This window comes from Candidatus Pristimantibacillus lignocellulolyticus (assembly GCA_023639215.1).
Classification (GTDB): Bacteria; Bacillota; Bacilli; order Paenibacillales; family Paenibacillaceae; genus Pristimantibacillus; species Pristimantibacillus lignocellulolyticus.
The window spans coordinates 2,611,766-2,630,725 of sequence record CP097899.1 but is presented as its reverse complement, the minus strand read 5'-3'; the positions used below and the strand labels follow the sequence as shown (position 1 = coordinate 2,630,725).

At 37.2% G+C, this 18,960-nt stretch carries 14 protein-coding genes; 2 read left to right on the top strand and 12 right to left on the bottom strand.

All coding sequences use genetic code 11. The annotated features are described in order from the left end of the window. Positions 1-143: 143 nt before the first annotated feature. From NAG76_11045 to NAG76_11020, 6 genes are all read right to left on the bottom strand, one after another. Entirely contained in the window at positions 144-1,901 is a 1,758-nt protein-coding gene (locus NAG76_11045; protein ID URN96721.1) for a sensor histidine kinase, read from the bottom strand. Then, entirely contained in the window at positions 1,895-3,445 is a 1,551-nt protein-coding gene (locus NAG76_11040) for a helix-turn-helix domain-containing protein (protein ID URN96720.1), read from the bottom strand. The genes NAG76_11045 and NAG76_11040 overlap by 7 nt, the downstream gene beginning before the upstream one ends. A 65-nt stretch (positions 3,446-3,510) precedes the next feature. Further along, positions 3,511-5,181, bottom strand: coding sequence for an extracellular solute-binding protein (locus NAG76_11035; GenBank protein ID URN96719.1), 1,671 nt, complete (start codon positions 5,179-5,181; stop codon positions 3,511-3,513). A gap of 81 nt (positions 5,182-5,262) precedes the next feature. Next, positions 5,263-6,165: a carbohydrate ABC transporter permease gene (locus tag NAG76_11030; protein ID URN96718.1), complete on the bottom strand. Its 903-nt coding sequence runs from the start codon at positions 6,163-6,165 to the stop codon at positions 5,263-5,265. 45 nt (positions 6,166-6,210) lie between these two features. Further along, positions 6,211-7,170, bottom strand: coding sequence for an ABC transporter permease subunit (locus tag NAG76_11025; protein ID URN96717.1), 960 nt, complete (start codon positions 7,168-7,170; stop codon positions 6,211-6,213). Positions 7,171-7,384: 214 nt separating this feature from the next. Beyond that, positions 7,385-9,508 (bottom strand): glycoside hydrolase family 3 C-terminal domain-containing protein, encoded by a 2,124-nt coding sequence (locus NAG76_11020; protein ID URN96716.1) that lies wholly within the window; start codon positions 9,506-9,508, stop codon positions 7,385-7,387. Positions 9,509-9,774: 266 nt separating this feature from the next. On the opposite strand from NAG76_11020, the gene NAG76_11015 reads away from it, so the two are divergent. Further along, on the top strand, positions 9,775-10,698 hold the full coding sequence (locus tag NAG76_11015; protein URN96715.1) for an AraC family transcriptional regulator: 924 nt from the start codon (positions 9,775-9,777) through the stop codon (positions 10,696-10,698). Positions 10,699-10,778: 80 nt separating this feature from the next. Here the strand turns inward: NAG76_11015 and NAG76_11010 are convergent, their stop codons facing one another. The 6 genes from NAG76_11010 to deoB are packed head-to-tail and all read right to left on the bottom strand — an operon-like array spanning position 10,779 to position 17,985. Next, the gene (locus NAG76_11010; GenBank protein URN96714.1) at positions 10,779-12,065 is read right to left on the bottom strand and encodes an NCS2 family permease; all 1,287 of its coding nucleotides are present in this window, start codon (positions 12,063-12,065) and stop codon (positions 10,779-10,781) included. Positions 12,066-12,079: 14 nt separating this feature from the next. Next, positions 12,080-13,033, bottom strand: coding sequence for an ABC transporter permease (locus tag NAG76_11005; protein ID URN96713.1), 954 nt, complete (start codon positions 13,031-13,033; stop codon positions 12,080-12,082). Positions 13,034-13,035: 2 nt separating this feature from the next. Continuing rightward, positions 13,036-14,106 (bottom strand): ABC transporter permease, encoded by a 1,071-nt coding sequence (locus NAG76_11000; GenBank protein URN96712.1) that lies wholly within the window; start codon positions 14,104-14,106, stop codon positions 13,036-13,038. Further along, a complete protein-coding gene (locus tag NAG76_10995) occupies positions 14,099-15,664 on the bottom strand; it encodes an ABC transporter ATP-binding protein (protein ID URN96711.1) in 1,566 nt (521 codons plus the stop codon). Before NAG76_10995 ends, NAG76_11000 begins: the two co-directional genes overlap by 8 nt. Positions 15,665-15,704: 40 nt before the next feature. Beyond that, positions 15,705-16,754: a BMP family ABC transporter substrate-binding protein gene (locus NAG76_10990; protein URN96710.1), complete on the bottom strand. Its 1,050-nt coding sequence runs from the start codon at positions 16,752-16,754 to the stop codon at positions 15,705-15,707. 49 nt (positions 16,755-16,803) lie between these two features. Further along, positions 16,804-17,985, bottom strand: coding sequence for a phosphopentomutase (gene deoB / locus NAG76_10985; GenBank protein ID URN96709.1), 1,182 nt, complete (start codon positions 17,983-17,985; stop codon positions 16,804-16,806). A 95-nt stretch (positions 17,986-18,080) separates the two neighbouring features. Here deoB and NAG76_10980 point away from each other — a divergent pair, with 95 nt between their 5' ends. After that, positions 18,081-18,794, top strand: coding sequence for a Crp/Fnr family transcriptional regulator (locus NAG76_10980; GenBank protein URN96708.1), 714 nt, complete (start codon positions 18,081-18,083; stop codon positions 18,792-18,794). The last annotated feature ends 166 nt before the right edge of the window (positions 18,795-18,960 follow it).

Sequence of the window (18,960 nt, the reverse complement as noted above, 5' to 3'; positions counted from 1 at the left end):
ATTTCCGCCGAATTTCTACGCATAATTTCATTTAATGTTTAAAATAATATTCAGAATAATAATTTGGATAAGAATAAAAAGAAGCCCTTCTACTGATGTAGAGGAAGGCTTCTTGCTACTTTTGCATGAACGGTTATTTATACTTACGGGCTGCTTTTCCATTTTTCTTGATATAACGGTATCGTGATTTGTACTGCCGTCCCGATACCATAGCCACTCCAAATAGACACTCCATATGGATGTCCGAAGTGAAGCTTAATTCGTTCATGCACATTATGTATGCCATAGCCACGCTGTGAATTATGTTCATCATTAATTTGCAATAGTCTCTCCCGCTTCATCCCAATACCATTGTCTATAATTTTAAATACAATATGATTTTCCTCTAGATAAGCAAGCACTCGAATATGAAGGGCTGCCCGGAATATAGCATGCTCAAATATATTTTCCAGAAACGGCTGCAATATTAATTTAATCGTATCGTAACCATATATGGATGGATCAATATCATATGAGATTGTAAATTGATCGCCAAATTTGATGCTCTGAATATCAAGATAAGCCTGTGCCTGTTCTATTTCCTTCGTAATAGGGATAATCATTTTCCCTTGATTCAAAGTTAAGCGATAAAACTTTGCAAGACCTCGAACAACTTGATCCTGCTTTTCCCATTGCTGAAATTTTCCTAAGCGACTAATCGATGACAATGTATTGTACAAAAAGTGAGGATTAATTTGCGCCTGTAAAGATTCTAACTCTGCTTCCTTCTTAGCCAAATTAGCAACGTATACTTCTTGAATTAATTGATTCATATCACTGGTCATTTCATTAAAGGCTTCCGCAATATCACTGAATTCATCATGACCAGAATAATTTATTCTTTTATCTAGACGATCCTCTCTAAATTGACGAAGCGATGTTATTATTTTAAATACTCGTTTGGAGAAATAATGTGAAATAACTGCACTAAATAGTATTACGACAATGATTGCAATAAGTCCAACACCAACCGTTACCCACTTAACTGCGGCAATTCCTTCCTCAAAGTCTTTCTTGGGAATAAGTGCTATAATTCTCCAATTCAGAGAATCTAGAGACTCTTCAATAATCATATGCGAATCCTGCCAATTTGCAGCTTTATAAGCTGTTATATCTAGTTCACCTGCATGTGAGCTCGTATATACAACTTGTTGTTGCTGATCTACGATTAATATCGTACTACTTGTAGTTAACCTTTCATAATTAACACTGCTGAATACATCGTTTAGCTTTGCCGTTACTCTAATAGCACCAATGTTTGTCCGCTTATGATGATTAAACAATTTACGAAAAACTGATATCTGATCATTCTGATAATCATCTTGGAATTGTCCCCACAATAATCGATCATCTATAAATTTGGAATTACTCTTATATGGTTCCTTCCACCACTCTTGACCAGTAATACGACTATAGTGATATATTTCATATTCGCTAAGCCGATTAAGCAGATCAATAACATCTCGATTCATTTGGTAAACCTCGGGAAAGTCTCTATTTGCTATGTATAAGCGTATTAATGCACGATAAGGAATTAGATTGTTTGAATTTTGTAGCTTTGGAATAAAGTAGTCAGTCGTAAGCTGGTACACTTCATAGCCACTAGGCTGCTCTAGATATTGCTGAAACATGTAATCATAATAAAACTGATCTGTAACGCGAGTAAAGTTATTCGTCTGATATTCTATGTTTTCCTTCATTTGTACTAGTGTTCCTTGCATTGTAGATCCTGTTTGTTCTTTTACTGCAGTGATCGACTTAACATAAGAAACATAGCCAATAATACCGACAGGTACAATAATTAATACGATATAAGAAATAAGCAGCTTTATCCCAAATGGGATATACTTTTTCGTTAACATTGCTTCCTGTAATCACCTGCGGTCAAGCCTGTGAATTCCTTGAACTGTTTACCAAAGTAAGTTAAATCCTTGTAGCCTATCATTTGAGCTACCTCATAAACTTTAACTTTTGGATCTCTTAATAGCTGCTTAGCCTTTTCCATCCGAACATTCGTTAAATACTCATTAAATCCCTCTCCTAGCTCTGCACGAAATAGCTGTCCCAAATAGTTAGGTGAAAAGGAAAAGTGTTGCGCGACTTCCTTTAATGAAATGCTCCCATCTATATTAAGCATGACATATGCCTGTATTTCTTGTACTAACTTCATATTTTTACGCATTTTTTTATAATGCAATGTCTCGGAAATTTCGAAAACTTTTTTTCTGAACCAGCTATGAATGTCATCTATCGTTTCGAATTGCATAATAATACCCCAATGATCCCAATCCATATTTAACATCTCATGTATATTCTCATTATGTTCATTTAAATAATGCTCCACTTTATTGACGACATAAAGAGAATAATGATATACCGTAATTTGTTGCTTTAATTGATGAGCATGTAAAAAAATATCTTCCATCACATCAACTATGCCTACTAAATCGTAATTAGAAATCGCTGCAAATAGTTGATGCATCTTATTGTCTAAATTATGGGAAAGCTGCTGAGAGCATGTATCCTTCTCTTCATACCTGAGAACCATACCTTTCCCTCTATTAATTTTCATATCGAGTGCCTGCTTAGCCTTCTGATAGCTTTCATGTAACTGCACCAGATTAATAACAGGAGATCCAACACCGATCGTAATGGATAGTTCAAACTTCAATTGAACCTCATGAATCCAATTCACAAGCTGATCGACTTGATGAGTAGGAATGACAAAAGCAAACCTGAATTGTTCCATCTGACAATAATGTTCAATGTTCATTAAGCTGCCAATCACAATTAAATATTGGTACAATTGCTCCGTAAGTATAGTCTTTTCCTCGTCACTATAGCTGCTTAGCTTCCACTTCATATCATCAATTTCAACAATTGCCACATGAACAAATATATCGTATTGCTGCTGTAAGCTCTCAAACATTTGTGGTTCATTTGCACCCATGAAGCAACGCCGAAGTAATTCCTGCTTCACATAGACCATTGAATGCTCCATTGTCTGAACCTTATTAAGTTGCTGGTTCACAGAAGTAAGTTCTCTTTCAATTTTACGAAGTACTTCTAGCAGTTCAACATCATCCACAGGCTTAAGCACATAGCTGCTAGCATTCATTGAAATAGCTTTTTTGGCATAATGAAAATCCTCGTAGCCTGTTGTGAAAATAATTTTAAGATTGCATTGTATGACCAATGCTTTCTCCGCTAGCTCTAACCCCGACATAATAGGCATTCTTATATCTGAAACTAATATATCAATACTATTCTGCTCGATATATTCTAGCGCCGAGAAGGCTTCACGAAAGGTTGCAACAACTTCCATATTAAGCGATGTCCATGGAACAAAATGATGTAATCCTTCGAGATCAATCTGTTCATCATCAACTAGCACCACTCTATACATGCTGTCACCCTCCTTATATTAAATAGAATAGAAGGGGGAATGCATAGGCACCCCCCCAATTTCTATTAATTGGCATTCGTACGCTTAACGTTCTCCTGCCATTTTTCAGTACGGTATTTCAATGCATCATTATAACCTAGCTGTACAGTTTCCTTTTTTGCTTGCTCAATCAATGCAAGAACATCTGCTTCACTCTTAGCGAATAAGATTTTTCCCACATACTCAGTAATAATACCTGCTTCACCATCAGCTACTTGCTTCTGGATAATACCTAGATCAGTGTCTGGAGCTGGATCAATATTATTGAATTCAGTTACATTTTTAGAAGTTTTCCATGCAACGTTTGTTTGAGCTGTTACGCCCCAATTACGTTTATCTTCAGGTAGCGCTAACTCAATTTTTGTTTTTGCAGTATCTACAAAAGTAGCATTTCCTGCCCATACATAAGCTTCAAGCTTTTGCTCATCCTTAACATCATCCGCGGTGTTATACCATGCATCGTTAGGGATTGGACTACCATCTTCATCAATTTCATCATAGTATAGACCTTGAGGTCCAAAGAACATAATACGTTGTCCCTCTTCACCAGTCATCCAATCCAAATAAGCGAAGATACCTTCTGGATTTTCTGCACTTGTTGTAATAACGTTAACATTCCAACCAAGCGTGTTATATCCGTTAGGATATACTTTGTTTTTGTCTACGCCTTCTTTATGAATTGGCCAGATCATATGATAACCGCCATCTGGATCAATGGATTTCCAAGCATTATTACCTTCACGACCTTCATTTGTTGTGTTCGTTCCAATAATAACAGCTACACGACCAGAGTTAAGCTTCTCTTGTACTTGATCGTTTGTTTGAGTTAAAGCATCTTGAGTCATAAGACCTTCACGGAATAACTTATTAGAGTAAACCATTGTTTCTACCCAAGCATCATTTTCAAGAATAGATTTCAACTCATTACCTTCTGGATATGCCTTCATTTGTGCATACGATACAGGAGAATCCTCTGCAAATCCAGCAAACATAGCATCAAGACCAGAAGCTTTTCTACCAACTTCCAAAGGAACAACGTTTTTATAATTTGCTTTTACAAGTTTTAAGTATTCATATAAGTCATCAAATGTTTCTAGCTTAGGCTCGCCAAGCTCTTTGTAAATTTTAGTGTTAACTACCCAGCCACCGTTTCCGTTTGGTGCAGATGTGTACCAGTTAGGGAACTGATAAAGCTTACCATCCTCAGAACGAAGCATGTTTAATGTTTCTTCCCCAGCAAGACGCTTAAGATTAGGATATTTATCTAAGTAATCATCAAGAGGCACTAAAACTCCTGCACTACGTAAGCGCTCTACTTCTTGACCACGATCCATCATAATTGCACCTGGAAGTTCTCCAGAAACAATCATCGTACTTAACTTCTGTTCAGCAGCACCGCCTGATTGAATTGGCGTTACATTTACTTTCAGATTATCCGTTACCCACTTACTGTTCGGATTCACGCCCCAAGGCTCAGTTGTCCACCAGTCATAGTGTACATAGTAAGAAAAATTGACTGGCTCTTCTCCTAATTTGAATGTAGTTACGGCTTCTTCTCCTTGCTCCTGACCTGCTGGAGTGGAAGTTGGTTTGTTCGTGCTAGCAGGCTTGTTAGAACTTTCTGAGCATCCTGCAAGAATAGATGTAAGCAATATCGTTGTTGTTAATAGCAATACCCCTAATTTATTTCTTTTCATAATAGGGTGAGCTCCCTTCTTTCTTTAATTTTTATTAAAAATTGCCAACTTGTAAAGGTAGCAAATTTTAAATAGATGTAGTCATCCTTTCAAAGATCCTACTAATACCCCTTTAACGAAGTACTTTTGAACAAAAGGATATACAGCGATGATTGGTAATGTTGCTACAATCATCGTAGCCATTGTTAGAGATTTACTTGTTACACTCTTCTTTAGACTCAATATATCGCCTGCAGCTGAACTTCCTGTTACTGCAGCATTAAGCGCCTCAGACATCGTGTTGGATCTCAAGATTTGTTGTAATAATGCTTGAATTGGGTATAGCTCTGTCTTATCAATAAAGATAATGACATTGAACCAATCATTCCAATGGAATACGGCAGTGAATAAGCCAAGCGTTGCAAAAACTGGTCCTGATAAAGGTAAAATAATTCTGAAGAAAATACCGAATGTGTCGCATCCATCTATTTTGGCTGATTCCTCTAATTCACCAGGAATCTCACGGAAAAATGTTCGGAATATAATCATATTAAATACACTAACTGCGAATGGAATAACCAGCACCCAAAAAGTATTCATGAGATTCAACTCTCTATTAACTAGGAAGAACGGAATTAGTCCTCCATTGAAGTACATCGTGATAACCGCAAAAATCATATAATATTTTTTCCCGATAACTCCTTTAACCGCTAATCCATAAGCAAACATCGAGGTTAAAGCTATCGATAAAAAAGTACCTGCTACTGTACGAAATATAGAGATGAAGAAAGAATCTAGAATACGCTGATCACGTAATACTACGTAGTAGTTATCCAGTGTAAACTTTCTAGGCCAGAATGTTATACCACCAAGTGACGTATCTTGACCTACATTGAATGAAATAACTAACGAGTTCCAAAACGGATAAAAGCTAACAAAAGCTAGTATAGTTAAGCTAGTATATATAAAAACGTTAACAACTTTATCTCCTGTGCTCAGTCTCACAGCTAGCGCCTCCCTATCGAAATTGCTGTCATTATGATTAAACTTCTACCACAAGCTATTACCTGAACGCCTTGCAAGAGTATTAGCAAGTGTAAGAAGAGCGACGCTAATTACCGCTTTAAATAATCCAACGGCTGTAGCATAAGAGTATCGCTGACTCATAAGTCCTACCTTATATGAATAAGTATCAATTACCTCAGCAACATCTCTTAAAATAGGATGTGAGCCAAGAAGTAATAAATCTTCAAATCCAGCATTGAGCAGATTACCGATATTCAGAATCATGAAAATAATAATAACTGGCATGATGGAAGGAATCGTAATAAGAAAAATCTGCTTCAATCGACTTGCACCATCAATAGCTGCCGCTTCATATAAATTAGGATTAATTCCAGCAATTGCAGCGATATAAACGATAGAGCTGAACCCTATTTCTTTCCATAAGTTGGTTCCTATAATAATTGTCCAGAAATGTTCTGCTTCTGATAGAAAGTTAATCGGCTGATCTATTAAACCAATGGATTGAAGGAAAATGTTCAAGCTTCCGTTATCTACAGAAAGAATTGAATTCACAAAGCCAACAACGATAACCCAAGACAAAAAGTGAGGTAAGTAGCTTATCGTTTGTACGATTCGCTTAAAGAACATTTTATTAACCTCATTAAGCATTAACGCCAAAATGATCGGCGCAGGAAAGCAAATTAATAGCTTAAGACCACTAATGACTAACGTATTACGAATAACAGTTACAAAATCTCTAGAATGAAAAAATGCATCGAAGTGTTTGAATCCAACCCACTCACTAGCGAAAAACCCTTTGAAAATGTTGTAATCCTGGAAAGACATCAATACTCCATACATCGGAATATAGTTAAATACAAAAATAAATAGTAACCCTGGAAATATCATAAGCTGGACTTGCCATTGTCCCAAAAATCTAAGTAACTTGGAATCTGATTTTCTCTTCTGCACTGGCAATACATTATTCTCTAGCTGGCTAGACATTGAGCACCTCCATCTTTGTTAACAAAAATTAATAATAACTCCAATCCCATATATACTTCTTAACATTTGAGATAATTGTAAGCGATCCCATCTCTCACTCACTACTAGACAAAACTATTAAATATAGAAAAAAACAACGTATTACCACTAAAACCTTCCGGTTTTAGTGGTAATACGTTGTTAACTAAAGCAAAGCTATATTAGAATTGTCTTCTTAGTAAGTTAGTCCATGACCAAGAGTATAGATATTTCCATCACTATCCTTGTATGCATATCGCAATCCTTCAGGCATATATTTGTCCTTGTCATAGCCAGCAACATCATTTCTCGATACACAATCCCCATTGGCATCAACTGCGATAACAGCTTCACTCGCTGGTAATGTCAATGGTAATACGCCTACTGGTCGGCTATTGCCTGCCATAACCTCGAACTGTGCCTTATAGAAGGTATCGTATCCGGCAATTAATGCATCTGCCAACGGCTCTACGTTCCCAACTATCCACGGCAACGTAACATTAACGCTTATAATAGCTTTTCCTCCGCGAGTATGAATGCTTTCTGTAATTTCCTTAAGATGTTCCATACGAAGCAACGTAGTTTCTTGATATGTCGAACCATCTAAAGCAGTTTCTGTTTTGTCCTCGCATATTTCAAGTTCCAACAATCCCGGTGTCGCATTAAAGTATGATCCAGATTGTGGATTCAAGAACAATATAGCTACATCAGCTTCTTCATAGTTTTCTGTTAAAGAAAACTTTCCAAATTGTTGACATTCTTTTCTCGCTTTTTCAGTATAAGAAGTTGCTCGTTCTTCATTCTTGTGGAATACTTCCACATAGACCTTCTTACCTGTCATTTTCTCAGCTGTTAAAGGTAATGTCTCATTATGATTTTTAAGTACCGTAACTGATTTTTTATGTGCTTCATAAGCAGCTGCCCAGCTATCTGGATTACTAACCGTTGTTGCTGCTTTTTCGGTTGAAACATACGTACGATCATCGAATAGACCTAAAGCAAACATTTCCGTAAGTAGTCGTACATTCGCTTGATCGATACGTTGTTCACTTATCCATCCACTGTTAATCGCAATTTTAAGGTTCTCAACATCATTGGTATCAGCAACCATATCTGTACCAGCATTAATTGCTTTAGCAAAACGTTCCGCCTCACTTAGCTCTTCAACGCCCCAGCTCATTTTACTTGTAATACCACTATCGCTATTCACATAACCTTTAAATCCCATTCTTTCTCTAAGGATATGATTAAGGAAATAATGATTGAATGTAAAACCAACCTCTTCATATGGGATATCTTCACCCTCAAACTGTTGGACCACACTCTTTTTGATGCTAGGCATTGAATAATAAGGCATAATCGATGATGTACCATGATCTACAGCTGCTTGGAATGGTGGTAAATGATACTTTTCTAAGCTACCTGGCGTAGGATATAAGTTCCATTTCCCTTCCACATAATGAGGATCGAATCCATTTTCCCGTGCACCTCCACCAGGGAAATGCTTTGTAGTCATCGCAATGCTGTGGTTACCTATGCTCTCACCTTGGAAAGCGTCGATAATACGTCCGATGGCATCAGCTATAAACTCTGGATCTTCTCCAAACGTACCATAAGTACGTTGCCATCTAGGATCGGTAACTGTATCGGCCATATACATGTAACCTTTTCTTATACCAGTTGCATCCCACTCATCATGTGCAATTTGAGCAAATTGACTAATAAGCGATGCATCTCCTCCATTTTTAATATCACCTTTAGCTGCTGCTGCAAGACCTAAAGTTCCTGGCCATGTAGAGAAAATTCCAGCAGCATCATTCATCCCAAAGATGAATTCTGTATTTTCATTTCTAGAATTAGATGCGATTAAACAAGGAATACCTAGTCGTGTCCCCTCACATACTTCATTCATGGCATTAATCCACTCTGCCATTTGAGCTGGACTCCAATTATCTCGCAAAATGAAGTGTCTTAAATTCATTTTCTCTATCGTATGTGTTGTACCCATAACTTTAGTAATAGCAAAAATACTTTCGCCCTTCTCAACAATACCTTCATCTAAAACACCATTGAAGCTTGTTTTGCTCTTATCTTTTTGTGAAAGACCCATTCCTCGTGTATTAATAAGCATCATGCCGACCTTTTCATCGATATTCATCAAGGAGACTAAATTCTCGGCACGCTCTTTCGGACTTAGACGCCAATCTTCATATGGATCCAGCTTTCCATCGTTATTCAAATCTTTAAATTTTAATCCATCAACATCAATAATGTTTTTAGATCTGACTTCCAAATGAGGTTGTTCTCTGTTTGATAACATTATATACGCCTCCCAAACTTGATCTTCCGTTAAATGTACATCCACATAAAACTATAGAATAATATTGAATTTTCCTTCTAGCTGTTATACATAAGGTTTCCATTTTATTCTCTCTTATGACTGAGAATTGTAGTTTTGAATATTGCCATTTGGTATCGCTTATTAAGTTGCTGTATACTGTTATCATAACAACAAAAATTCTAAAATAAATGACGCATATTGCTAAAAATATTGTAAAAGTTGCTGTTTGAAAGGAGATGACCAATATGAAGCAATCTATTCTAATCCCAGTAATAAATAATGGGTTTGAAATTAACTACTTCATCAAAAAAAATCCTTATCGAAATTGGCTTAAATCAGAAGACGTTACATGGGATGACTTCTCTCAAATAGAGAATTTATTTCGATTACATCGGCATGATGTTATGGAGATTCTTGTATTTTTAGAGGGGGAGTGTGATTTTTTTTGTGAAGGAAAGTCCTATTCACTCCGAAAAGGTGATGTAGTTATCATCCCTCCTTATGCTGTTCATCAAGCTACTGTAAAAGATTTTGATAACTATGAGCGAATTATTATTAATATTAGCAAACATTTATTAGATGACTTTATTTCTAGTTCACCATCTATGAATGAGCATATTGTTCATCAAAAAACACTGGGCTCTTATGTACTGCATCTACACTCCAAAAAATTCCAAGATATTCTTTCTTTACTTGAGCAACTTAATGATAAAATAACAAATGAAAAAGATAACTTATCCTTCTCAACAACGTACTTATTTTATCAGTTGATTCAAATAATTTTCGATCCTACGAGTAGCATGCCAAACCTTAATAACACTAATGAACATGATCAAAGATTCTTATCTATATTGGAACATATTGAGTTATATTTAACAGAGCCTGAACTAAGCTTAGTATCCGTCTCTAATCATTTTCATTTGAATAAATACTATTTCTCTCATTATTTCAAGAAGAACATGAACCTATCCTTTTACCGTTATGTATCATTAAAGCGACTAGCTTATGCAGTAACTATGATTAAACAAAATCAAATTTCTATAGAAAAAATCGCCTTGAAATGCGGATTTCTTGATTATTCTAGTTTCTATAGACTCTTTAAAAAGGAATACAATCTTTCCCCAAAAAAATTGCAAAAAGAATACAAAAATGTTCATCAGTCTAATTAGATTGATTTATTCACACGCATGAACAATAAAACCAGCCCTACTTCAACTGTCGTCAAAGTAGGGCTGGTTTTTAAACCTAATTATATCGAACCCAAAATAAAGTATAAGATAAAGAAAAAAGCGATGAAGTACATCGTGAGAGATATCTCTTTCCTTCGACCTACAGCAATTTTCAGAATAGGGTATGCAATGAATCCAAAAGCAATTCCATTAGCTATGCTAAAGCTTAACGGCATGATCGCCAGCATCAAATAAGCTGGAAAAGCTTCAGTAAAGTCACTGAAGGAAATTTCCTTAATGCTTGTGACCATCAAACAACCTACAATGATCAGCACAGGGGCAATCGCACTATTAGGTATGATTTTGAAAAGAGGAATGAGAAACAATGCTGGAACAAATAAAAGCCCCGTTGTAAAAGAGGTAAGCCCCGTTCTTCCTCCTGATGCTATTCCAGTTGCTGATTCAGCGGCTGTCGTCATTGGACTACAACCCAAAAGACCCGCACTGATAACGGAGATAGCGTTTGCCTGAAATGATTTTTTAAATTTCGATTTATTAGGAAGCATCCCAAGCTGTGCACCCATATTCTGAAATATAATAACCATCGATAATGAAAAAACAGCGGTCCAAAAATTAAGAGTACCTATTCCACTAAAATCGAGTGCGAAAAATAACTCCCCGTATCCTTTTAAGGAGATACTTAAATCACTTAAAGCTGAAAAATCAACTATTCCCAAGAGTGCACCAATTCCAGTTCCTACAATAATAGTGATTAGAAAGCTACCTTTTACTTGCCGCATGAATAAAGGTAAGGAAATAAGAAGTGTTAATATAGTCGTTAATGCATAGGGGTCACTTAGCTTTGCTAACGTAACAAATGTACCTTCACTGGCAACAATCAGCCCGCCATTTTTCAGCCCCAAAAAAGCAATAAAGAGACCAATTCCAGCTGTAATGGCATGAATCATAGACTTCGGAATTGAACGTGATAAATAATCTGCACCTTTTGTTATCGAAGTCACTATAAATACCAACCCTGCAATAAAAACTGCTGCGAGTGCTTGCTGCCAAGTTAGCCCTAACGAGAATACTAACGTAAAAACAAAAAATGCGTTATCTCCCATGCCTGGTACAAGAATTAAAGGTGAGTTTGCCCATAGTGCCATTAACATACAACCGATAAATGAACAAATTACGGTAACGATCGTTGCAGCTTCGTAAGGCATACCTGCTAAGCTTAAAATAGCCCCGTTGACAGCAATAATATAGGCTACGGTCATAAATGAGGTCAGACCCGCAACAACCTCTGTACGTATCGTTGTTTTTTCTTCTTTAAGATGAAATAACTTAAATAAACCTTTAAACATATAGCTTCATCCTCTTATCTTTTCCCTACCTCATACGGTTCTCCTAATGCTTTAGGTGATCGGGCTTTTCCTACTGCGCCAATTAATACCAATAGAGTTAAAAGATACGGTAGCATATAGAAGAATTCATTAGGTATCTTTGCTGCAAATTCAAAGATCTGCAATTGATCCTTTACTGCTTGTGCCAAACCAAAGAACATTGCTGCAAGCATCGCACCTACTGGATTCCATTTTCCGAATATAACGGCTGCAAGTGCAATATACCCTTGTCCTGAAATTGTATTGAAGGCAAAGTTACTGTTGGAGGTAAGCACGATAGTTGCTCCTCCGATCGCAGCAATTGAACCACTAAGAATGACGGCGATATAGCGTGTGCGATTTACTTTGATTCCAACCGTATCAGCAGCACTTGGATGTTCTCCTACTGCACGCAATCTAAGTCCGGTTGACGTCCTAAATAAAATAAAGTAAAGCAAAATAACTAGCGCAATAGCAATATAAGTGGTTGGATACGCATTAAAGAATACTTTACCTATCAATGGAATGTCACTTAGATATGGAATTCTTATCTTATGAAAAACATTAACTAATATTGGTGTTTCAGCTGATCCATTAAAAATCATTTTCACTAGAAAAAATGTAGAGCTTGCTGCAAGAATATTGATGACAACACCACTTACTACCTGATTCGCTTTAAATTTTATAGAAGCAATAGCATGAATACTCGAAAAGATTATCGTAAACACGAACGCTCCAATTAATCCAATCCACGGCGACAAAGAACTTAAACCTGCAGATTCCGCATAATAAGCAGTGATCGCAGAAAAGAAGGCCCCTGAAATCATAAATCCTTCAAGTCCAATATTAATAACCCCAGAACGTTCAGATATAAGCCCACCAAGTGCAGCAAAGATAAGCGCTGTAGAAAATACGAGCGTCCCGTTAAGTAGATTTCCAATAAGATCCATACTTACACCTTCTTCTTCATCTTTTGTAGGATGGGTTTAATGATTAACTTCACAATACCTGGTGCTGCAACAAAAAAGATAATGAATGCGATCACCATTCGAATAATTTCACCTGGTACATCAGCACCAAAGCTCATCCCTTGTGAACCATAGGTAAGAGCCCCAATTAGCGTTGCAGAGAAAAATACACCGATTGCAGAATTTGCTCCAAGTAGAGCAACCGCTATTCCGTCAAATCCAATTCCAGAGGTGACAGAGTTAATTGCGATATATTTGAATACGCCTAGTACTTCAAAGGTACCAATCAATCCACCAAATACTCCTGAGATGAACATCGTACGTATAATAACCTTTGGCACTTTCATACCCGCATATTTTGCAGCATCATTATTAAACCCTACCGCACGTAACTCATAGCCCCACTTGGTCTTCTTCATATAGATGTAGTAAAAAATCACGGCAAGGATCGCTACTAAAAATCCCCAGTGGATACGTGCGCCCCCCATTAGATCCGACAGCCACCCAATCTGAATACTTGCAGAGTCATTAATCATCGCAGATCGTTGTGTGCCTGCTTGTGGCATAAAATTTCTAATAGCATAGTGACTTATATAAAGCGCAATGAAGTTTAACATAATACTAGTAATAACTTCATTGATCCCTCTAACCGCCTTAATATAACCAACCAGTGCACCCCAAAATCCTCCAAGTAATGCCCCAAATATCATAGCTACTAGGCCATGTATGAAGGGAGGAAGATTTAATTGAGTACCTACGATTAGTGCACCCAATGATCCCATAATAATTTGACCATCTACCCCGATATTAAACAACCCTGATCGGAAAGCGATTGCTACAGCTAAACCACTCATAATGAGAGGTATGATTGTAAGGATTGCTTCTCCTATATCATAACTACTCCCGAAAATTTTCGAAATTAATGATTGGTAGGCTAACAAGGCATTATAACCACCGATCCACATAATGAGAGCTCCCAATAAAAGCCCTAAAATAACAGCCACAAAGGGGATAATCGCAGATTCACGTTTGAAAATCACCATCATTCTATTCATTCGTGTCAGCTCCTTCATGTTTGCCTGCCATCATTAATCCTAATTCCCGATCAGTGGTGGTCTCAGGTGTAGTCTCTCCAACAATCCGTCCACCGAAAAGTACAATAATACGATCCGCTACATTTAGAATTTCATCCAGTTCAAATGACACTAAAAGCACTGCTTTCCCTTGATTTCTCTGCGCTATTAATTGTTGATGTACAAATTCTATTGCTCCTACGTCTAGTCCACGTGTAGGTTGGGCCGCTATCATAACTTGAGGATTCTTATCGATTTCTCGTGCGATAATAATCTTTTGTTGATTCCCTCCTGACATGGAGCGAACTGTTGTATCAATTCCTGATGTGCGTATATCGAACTGTTCAACCAGACGTGTCGCCATATCATCCATTGCCTTCATATTAATAAATCCATGTTTATTAATATCAGACTGATAATACGTATTTAGTATTGTATTTTCACTAACCGTAAAGTCCAATACTAGTCCATGTTTGTGCCGATCCTGCGGTATATGTGAAACTCCGGATTCAGATATGAAACGTGGTGACTGATTTGTTATGCTTTTTCCTTTTAACAAAATTTCTCCTGAACGAATGTTATGCAAGCCCGTTATAGCTTCTATTAGCTCCGATTGACCATTACCATCTACACCCGCTATACCGACAATTTCTCCTGCACGAACAGTGAAAGAGAGCTTATTCACTGCATTGTTGCCATTGGCTCCTGCAACTATTAAATCTTTCACTTCTAATAAAACATCTTCAGGGTTAGAAACTTGCTTTTCAGTCTTAAAGTTAACAGTTTTCCCCACCATCTTTTCAGCAAGTTCCTGTGGATTAGTCTTTGCAACTTCAACACTTTCAATTACTTTACCTCGACGAATAATCGTACAAGTGTCCGCTATCTCCATAATTTCTTTAAGTTTATGAGTAATAAGAATGATCGACTTACCTTCCGCTACAAGACGCTTCATGATCTCCAATAATTCGCTAATCTCTTGTGGAGTAAGAACCGCTGTCGGTTCATCGAAAATAAGAATGTCTGCACCGCGATAAAGTGTTTTAATAATCTCTACTCGTTGTTGCATCCCAACACTTATCGATTCTATTGTAGCCATTGGATCTACATCCAACTTATATTGTTCGGATAATTCCTTTACCTTTTTACTTCCCCCTTTAATATCAACCTTTAACCCTTTCTTAGGTTCCATCCCAAGAATGATGTTTTCCGTCACTGTAAAGGGCTCAACTAACTTAAAATGCTGGTGAACCATCCCAATACCTAGCTCTATGGCTTTGTTTGGACTATCTATCAATTCGCGTTTACCATTCACATAAATTTCACCTTCATCAGGCTGATACAAGCCGAAAACAATGCTCATCAAAGTTGACTTGCCTGCACCGTTTTCTCCAAGCAATGCATGAATTTCTCCGCGCTTTAATTGAAAACTAATAGAATCGTTGGCTACTACTCCAGGAAATAGCTTCGTTATTCCTTTCAGCTCCAATGCGATATCTTGATTAATCACGCGTACGCCTCCCAAAATTTCAACCCCCATCAAAACCATAAGATATGATGGGAGATGAAATTATCATTATTTATTTTTCAGGTACGACGATGTCCCCATTAATAATTTTCGTACGATATTCTTCCACTTTGGCAAGCACCTCAGGTGCTACATTCTTATTAGATGTTGGTGCAATATCTACGCCTTTTTCTTTAAGTCCCATCCAAGTGACTTCTCCAGCCGGGAACTTATCTTCAGCTAAGCTCTTAGAAATTTGATAAACTGCTTCATCTACTTTTTTGATCATAGACGTAAGCGTTACATCATCACCAAAGGTTAAGGATTGGTCTTTATCGACACCAATAACCCATACTTTTCCGCCCTTGCTATTACGTTCCTTAGCTTCATTGAATACGCCATTACCCGTTAAGCCAGCTGCATGGAATATAATATCTGCACCGTCGTTATACATGGTAGATGCTGCTGATTTTCCCATATCTACGCGGTTGAATAACCCTGTATAGTTAACGATTAATTTTGCATCTGGATTTACAGCCTTAATGCCTTCACGGAAACCAACTTCAAATCTTTTTATTACCGGAATATCCATTCCGCCTACAAAGCCGATTTTGTTCGTTTTAGTTGTCAAACCAGCGATTACGCCAACGAGATATGCCCCTTCTTGCTCCTTAAAGGATACTGACGCTACATTAGGTAACACGAGATCAGAGTCAACAATACCAAATTTAGAATCAGGATTTTCCTTAGATAGTTGTGTTATCGCATCTGCTAAAGTAAACGCAGTTGCCCAAGTTAAATCATACTTTGCTTTTACAAATTGATTTAGACTTGGCATAACATCTGCATCTGTTTTCGGTTCTTGATATTTCACTTCAAAACCATAGTCTGTTTTTAATTTCTGTAATGCTTCCCATGCACTTTGGTTAAATGATTTGTCATTTACACTACCTAAGTCTGTTACCATCCCGACTTTAAGCTTCTTTAGATTTTCACCTGTAGAAGTACCGTTATTCGTACCTTCAGTCCCGGCATTATTTTTGTTACCTGTTTGACCACAAGCTGTTAGAACTAGTGTAAAGATTAGTAATAAAGGTAATGCTGTTTTCATCCATTTTTTCATTGTAGATCCTCCTAATGTTGTTATGGTTTTTGTTATTCTTTTACTACCTTTATACATGTATCATTTCTAAAAAGCTTGCCCCAATTTTGGGCTCAGTAACCTTAAAATTATGAGCAAGAGTTGCTGCAACATCCGCGAATGTTTCTCTTATACCGATGGAGCAAGCGTTATTAGTGAGTAATGGATTATAGATCAATATTGGTACATACTCACGGGTATGATCCGTTCCCTGCCATGTAGGATCATTACCATGGTCTGCCGTAATAATTAATAAATCTTTATCACCTGTAAGATTCATCAGCTCTGGCAGGTAATGATCAAATTCTTCAAGACAAGATGCGTACCCCTTTGGATCACGACGGTGTCCGTACAGAGAATCGAAGTCCACCAAGTTGGTAAACAGAACCCCATTAAAGGGTCTTTTAAGCAAATCAATCGTTGTTTTAATGCCATCCAAATTGCTCTTCGTGGGATGGGATTCATTAATTCCTTGACCTGTGAAGATATCATTTATTTTTCCAACGGAGATGACATCGTAACCATTATTTTTAATGTGATCGAGCACTGTCTTCCCAATAGGTTCAAGTGCATAGTCATGTCGATTAGGTGTTCGTATATATGCACCTGGGTTACCGATGTAAGGTCTAGCAATAATACGCCCCACCACATAAGGATCTTTTAATGTTATTTCCCGAGCGATTTCACAAGCTCTATACAATTCCTCTAACGGAATAATGTCCTCATGAGCTGCAATTTGCATGACACTATCTGCAGAAGTATAAACAATCCAAGCACCTGTTCGAAGCTGCTCCTCTCCAAACTCATCAAGTATTTCAGTTCCCGATGATGGCTTGTTTCCAATTACCTTGCGACCCGTTATATTTTCGAACTTCTTAATTAACTCCTCTGGAAAACCATCTGGATAGACTTGAAAAGGTACTTCTACCTTTAGTCCCATTAACTCCCAATGACCGGTCATCGTATCTTTTCCTACCGATATCTCTGCCATCTTTCCATAAAAAGCTAAAGGGCTCTCGACAGGGGGTATTGTAGGAAGTCGTGCAATATTCCCTAGCCCAAGGGCAGACAAATTCGGCAATTTCATATTAGGTACTGCTTCACTTATATGGGCTAACGTATGACTACCTTCATCGCCAAAATAATGAGCGTCCGGTAAAGAACCAATGCCAACGCTATCTAGCACAATTACACAAATACGTTCGAATTTCATCTCATTTCCTCGATTCTTCAGAGTAAGCTCTAATGTTGCAAAGCATTTGTTCCCGTGATATCATGCAACAATAATCCTTGAAAGGATGTATGTTAATGATTACAAACCTAGCTGATATCAAAATTTTTACTGATATTCCTAATGATGAATTTCAATATATAACCCCTTTACTCAAGGAACGTCACTTCAAAAAAAATCACATCCTTATGTTCGAGAATGACGAGAGTGATGAAGTGTATCTCATTCGTTCAGGTATGGTTAAGATTTATCGTATATACGAAGACAAGGAGATTGTTCTAAGCATCACAATGGCAGGCGACATCATTGGAGAAGTTGAAGCCTTGTCTAACGACAATCATCGAATCTCATCCATTGAAGCGCTAGAAAACGTGTCAGTATGGCTTATGCAAAAACAAGATTTCTTATCCATTGTTGATAAATATCCCTCTGTAATGCGAAACGCTTACAAAATTCTTGTAGATCGAACTAGAATGCTCAATCGTATGATTCGTTATTTAACCTTTTATGACGTTCGTGGAAAAGTTGCTAATATTGTTATGGATCTCTATTATAATTTTGGAGTCCCTTTTGATAACGTTTACAAAATTGATCTTAAAATTAGTCAAACCTTGATCGCCAACATGCTAGGAGTCACTAGAGAATCGATATCCAAGACACTAGGTGAATTTCAAAGCGAAGGACTGATCGATATTCGCGACAAATTTTTATACCTCCTCGATATGGGTAAACTAGAATCGATTTGTAATGAGACAGAAGAGTTCCCAACTCTTCGCAAGTGGAATCGTTAGGTAATTCATGCATCAAATATAACAAATGATAGCGCTTTATTTCCGTTACTGAGCTTACTAATATTGTGTGAACTACTTCACATTTTTGAAGTAATCCTTGATACATTTTGTAAATATGTATTGTGCTATGATCTTTGGTGAAACTAACTCGAAGTCACATTCGAAC

Coding starts and splice junctions, on each gene's coding strand:
- NAG76_11045 (URN96721.1), bottom strand. CDS start 1,901: ATGTTAACGAAAAAGTATATCCCATTTGGGATAAAGCTGCTTATTTCT.
- NAG76_10990 (URN96710.1), bottom strand. CDS start 16,754: ATGAAAAAATGGATGAAAACAGCATTACCTTTATTACTAATCTTTACA.
- NAG76_11025 (URN96717.1), bottom strand. CDS start 7,170: ATGTCTAGCCAGCTAGAGAATAATGTATTGCCAGTGCAGAAGAGAAAA.
- NAG76_11020 (URN96716.1), bottom strand. CDS start 9,508: ATGTTATCAAACAGAGAACAACCTCATTTGGAAGTCAGATCTAAAAAC.
- NAG76_11000 (URN96712.1), bottom strand. CDS start 14,106: ATGAATAGAATGATGGTGATTTTCAAACGTGAATCTGCGATTATCCCC.
- deoB (URN96709.1), bottom strand. CDS start 17,985: ATGAAATTCGAACGTATTTGTGTAATTGTGCTAGATAGCGTTGGCATT.
- NAG76_11035 (URN96719.1), bottom strand. CDS start 5,181: ATGAAAAGAAATAAATTAGGGGTATTGCTATTAACAACAACGATATTG.
- NAG76_11005 (URN96713.1), bottom strand. CDS start 13,033: ATGGATCTTATTGGAAATCTACTTAACGGGACGCTCGTATTTTCTACA.
- NAG76_10980 (URN96708.1), top strand. CDS start 18,081: ATGATTACAAACCTAGCTGATATCAAAATTTTTACTGATATTCCTAAT.
- NAG76_11015 (URN96715.1), top strand. CDS start 9,775: ATGAAGCAATCTATTCTAATCCCAGTAATAAATAATGGGTTTGAAATT.
- NAG76_11040 (URN96720.1), bottom strand. CDS start 3,445: ATGTATAGAGTGGTGCTAGTTGATGATGAACAGATTGATCTCGAAGGA.
- NAG76_11010 (URN96714.1), bottom strand. CDS start 12,065: ATGTTTAAAGGTTTATTTAAGTTATTTCATCTTAAAGAAGAAAAAACA.
- NAG76_10995 (URN96711.1), bottom strand. CDS start 15,664: ATGGGGGTTGAAATTTTGGGAGGCGTACGCGTGATTAATCAAGATATC.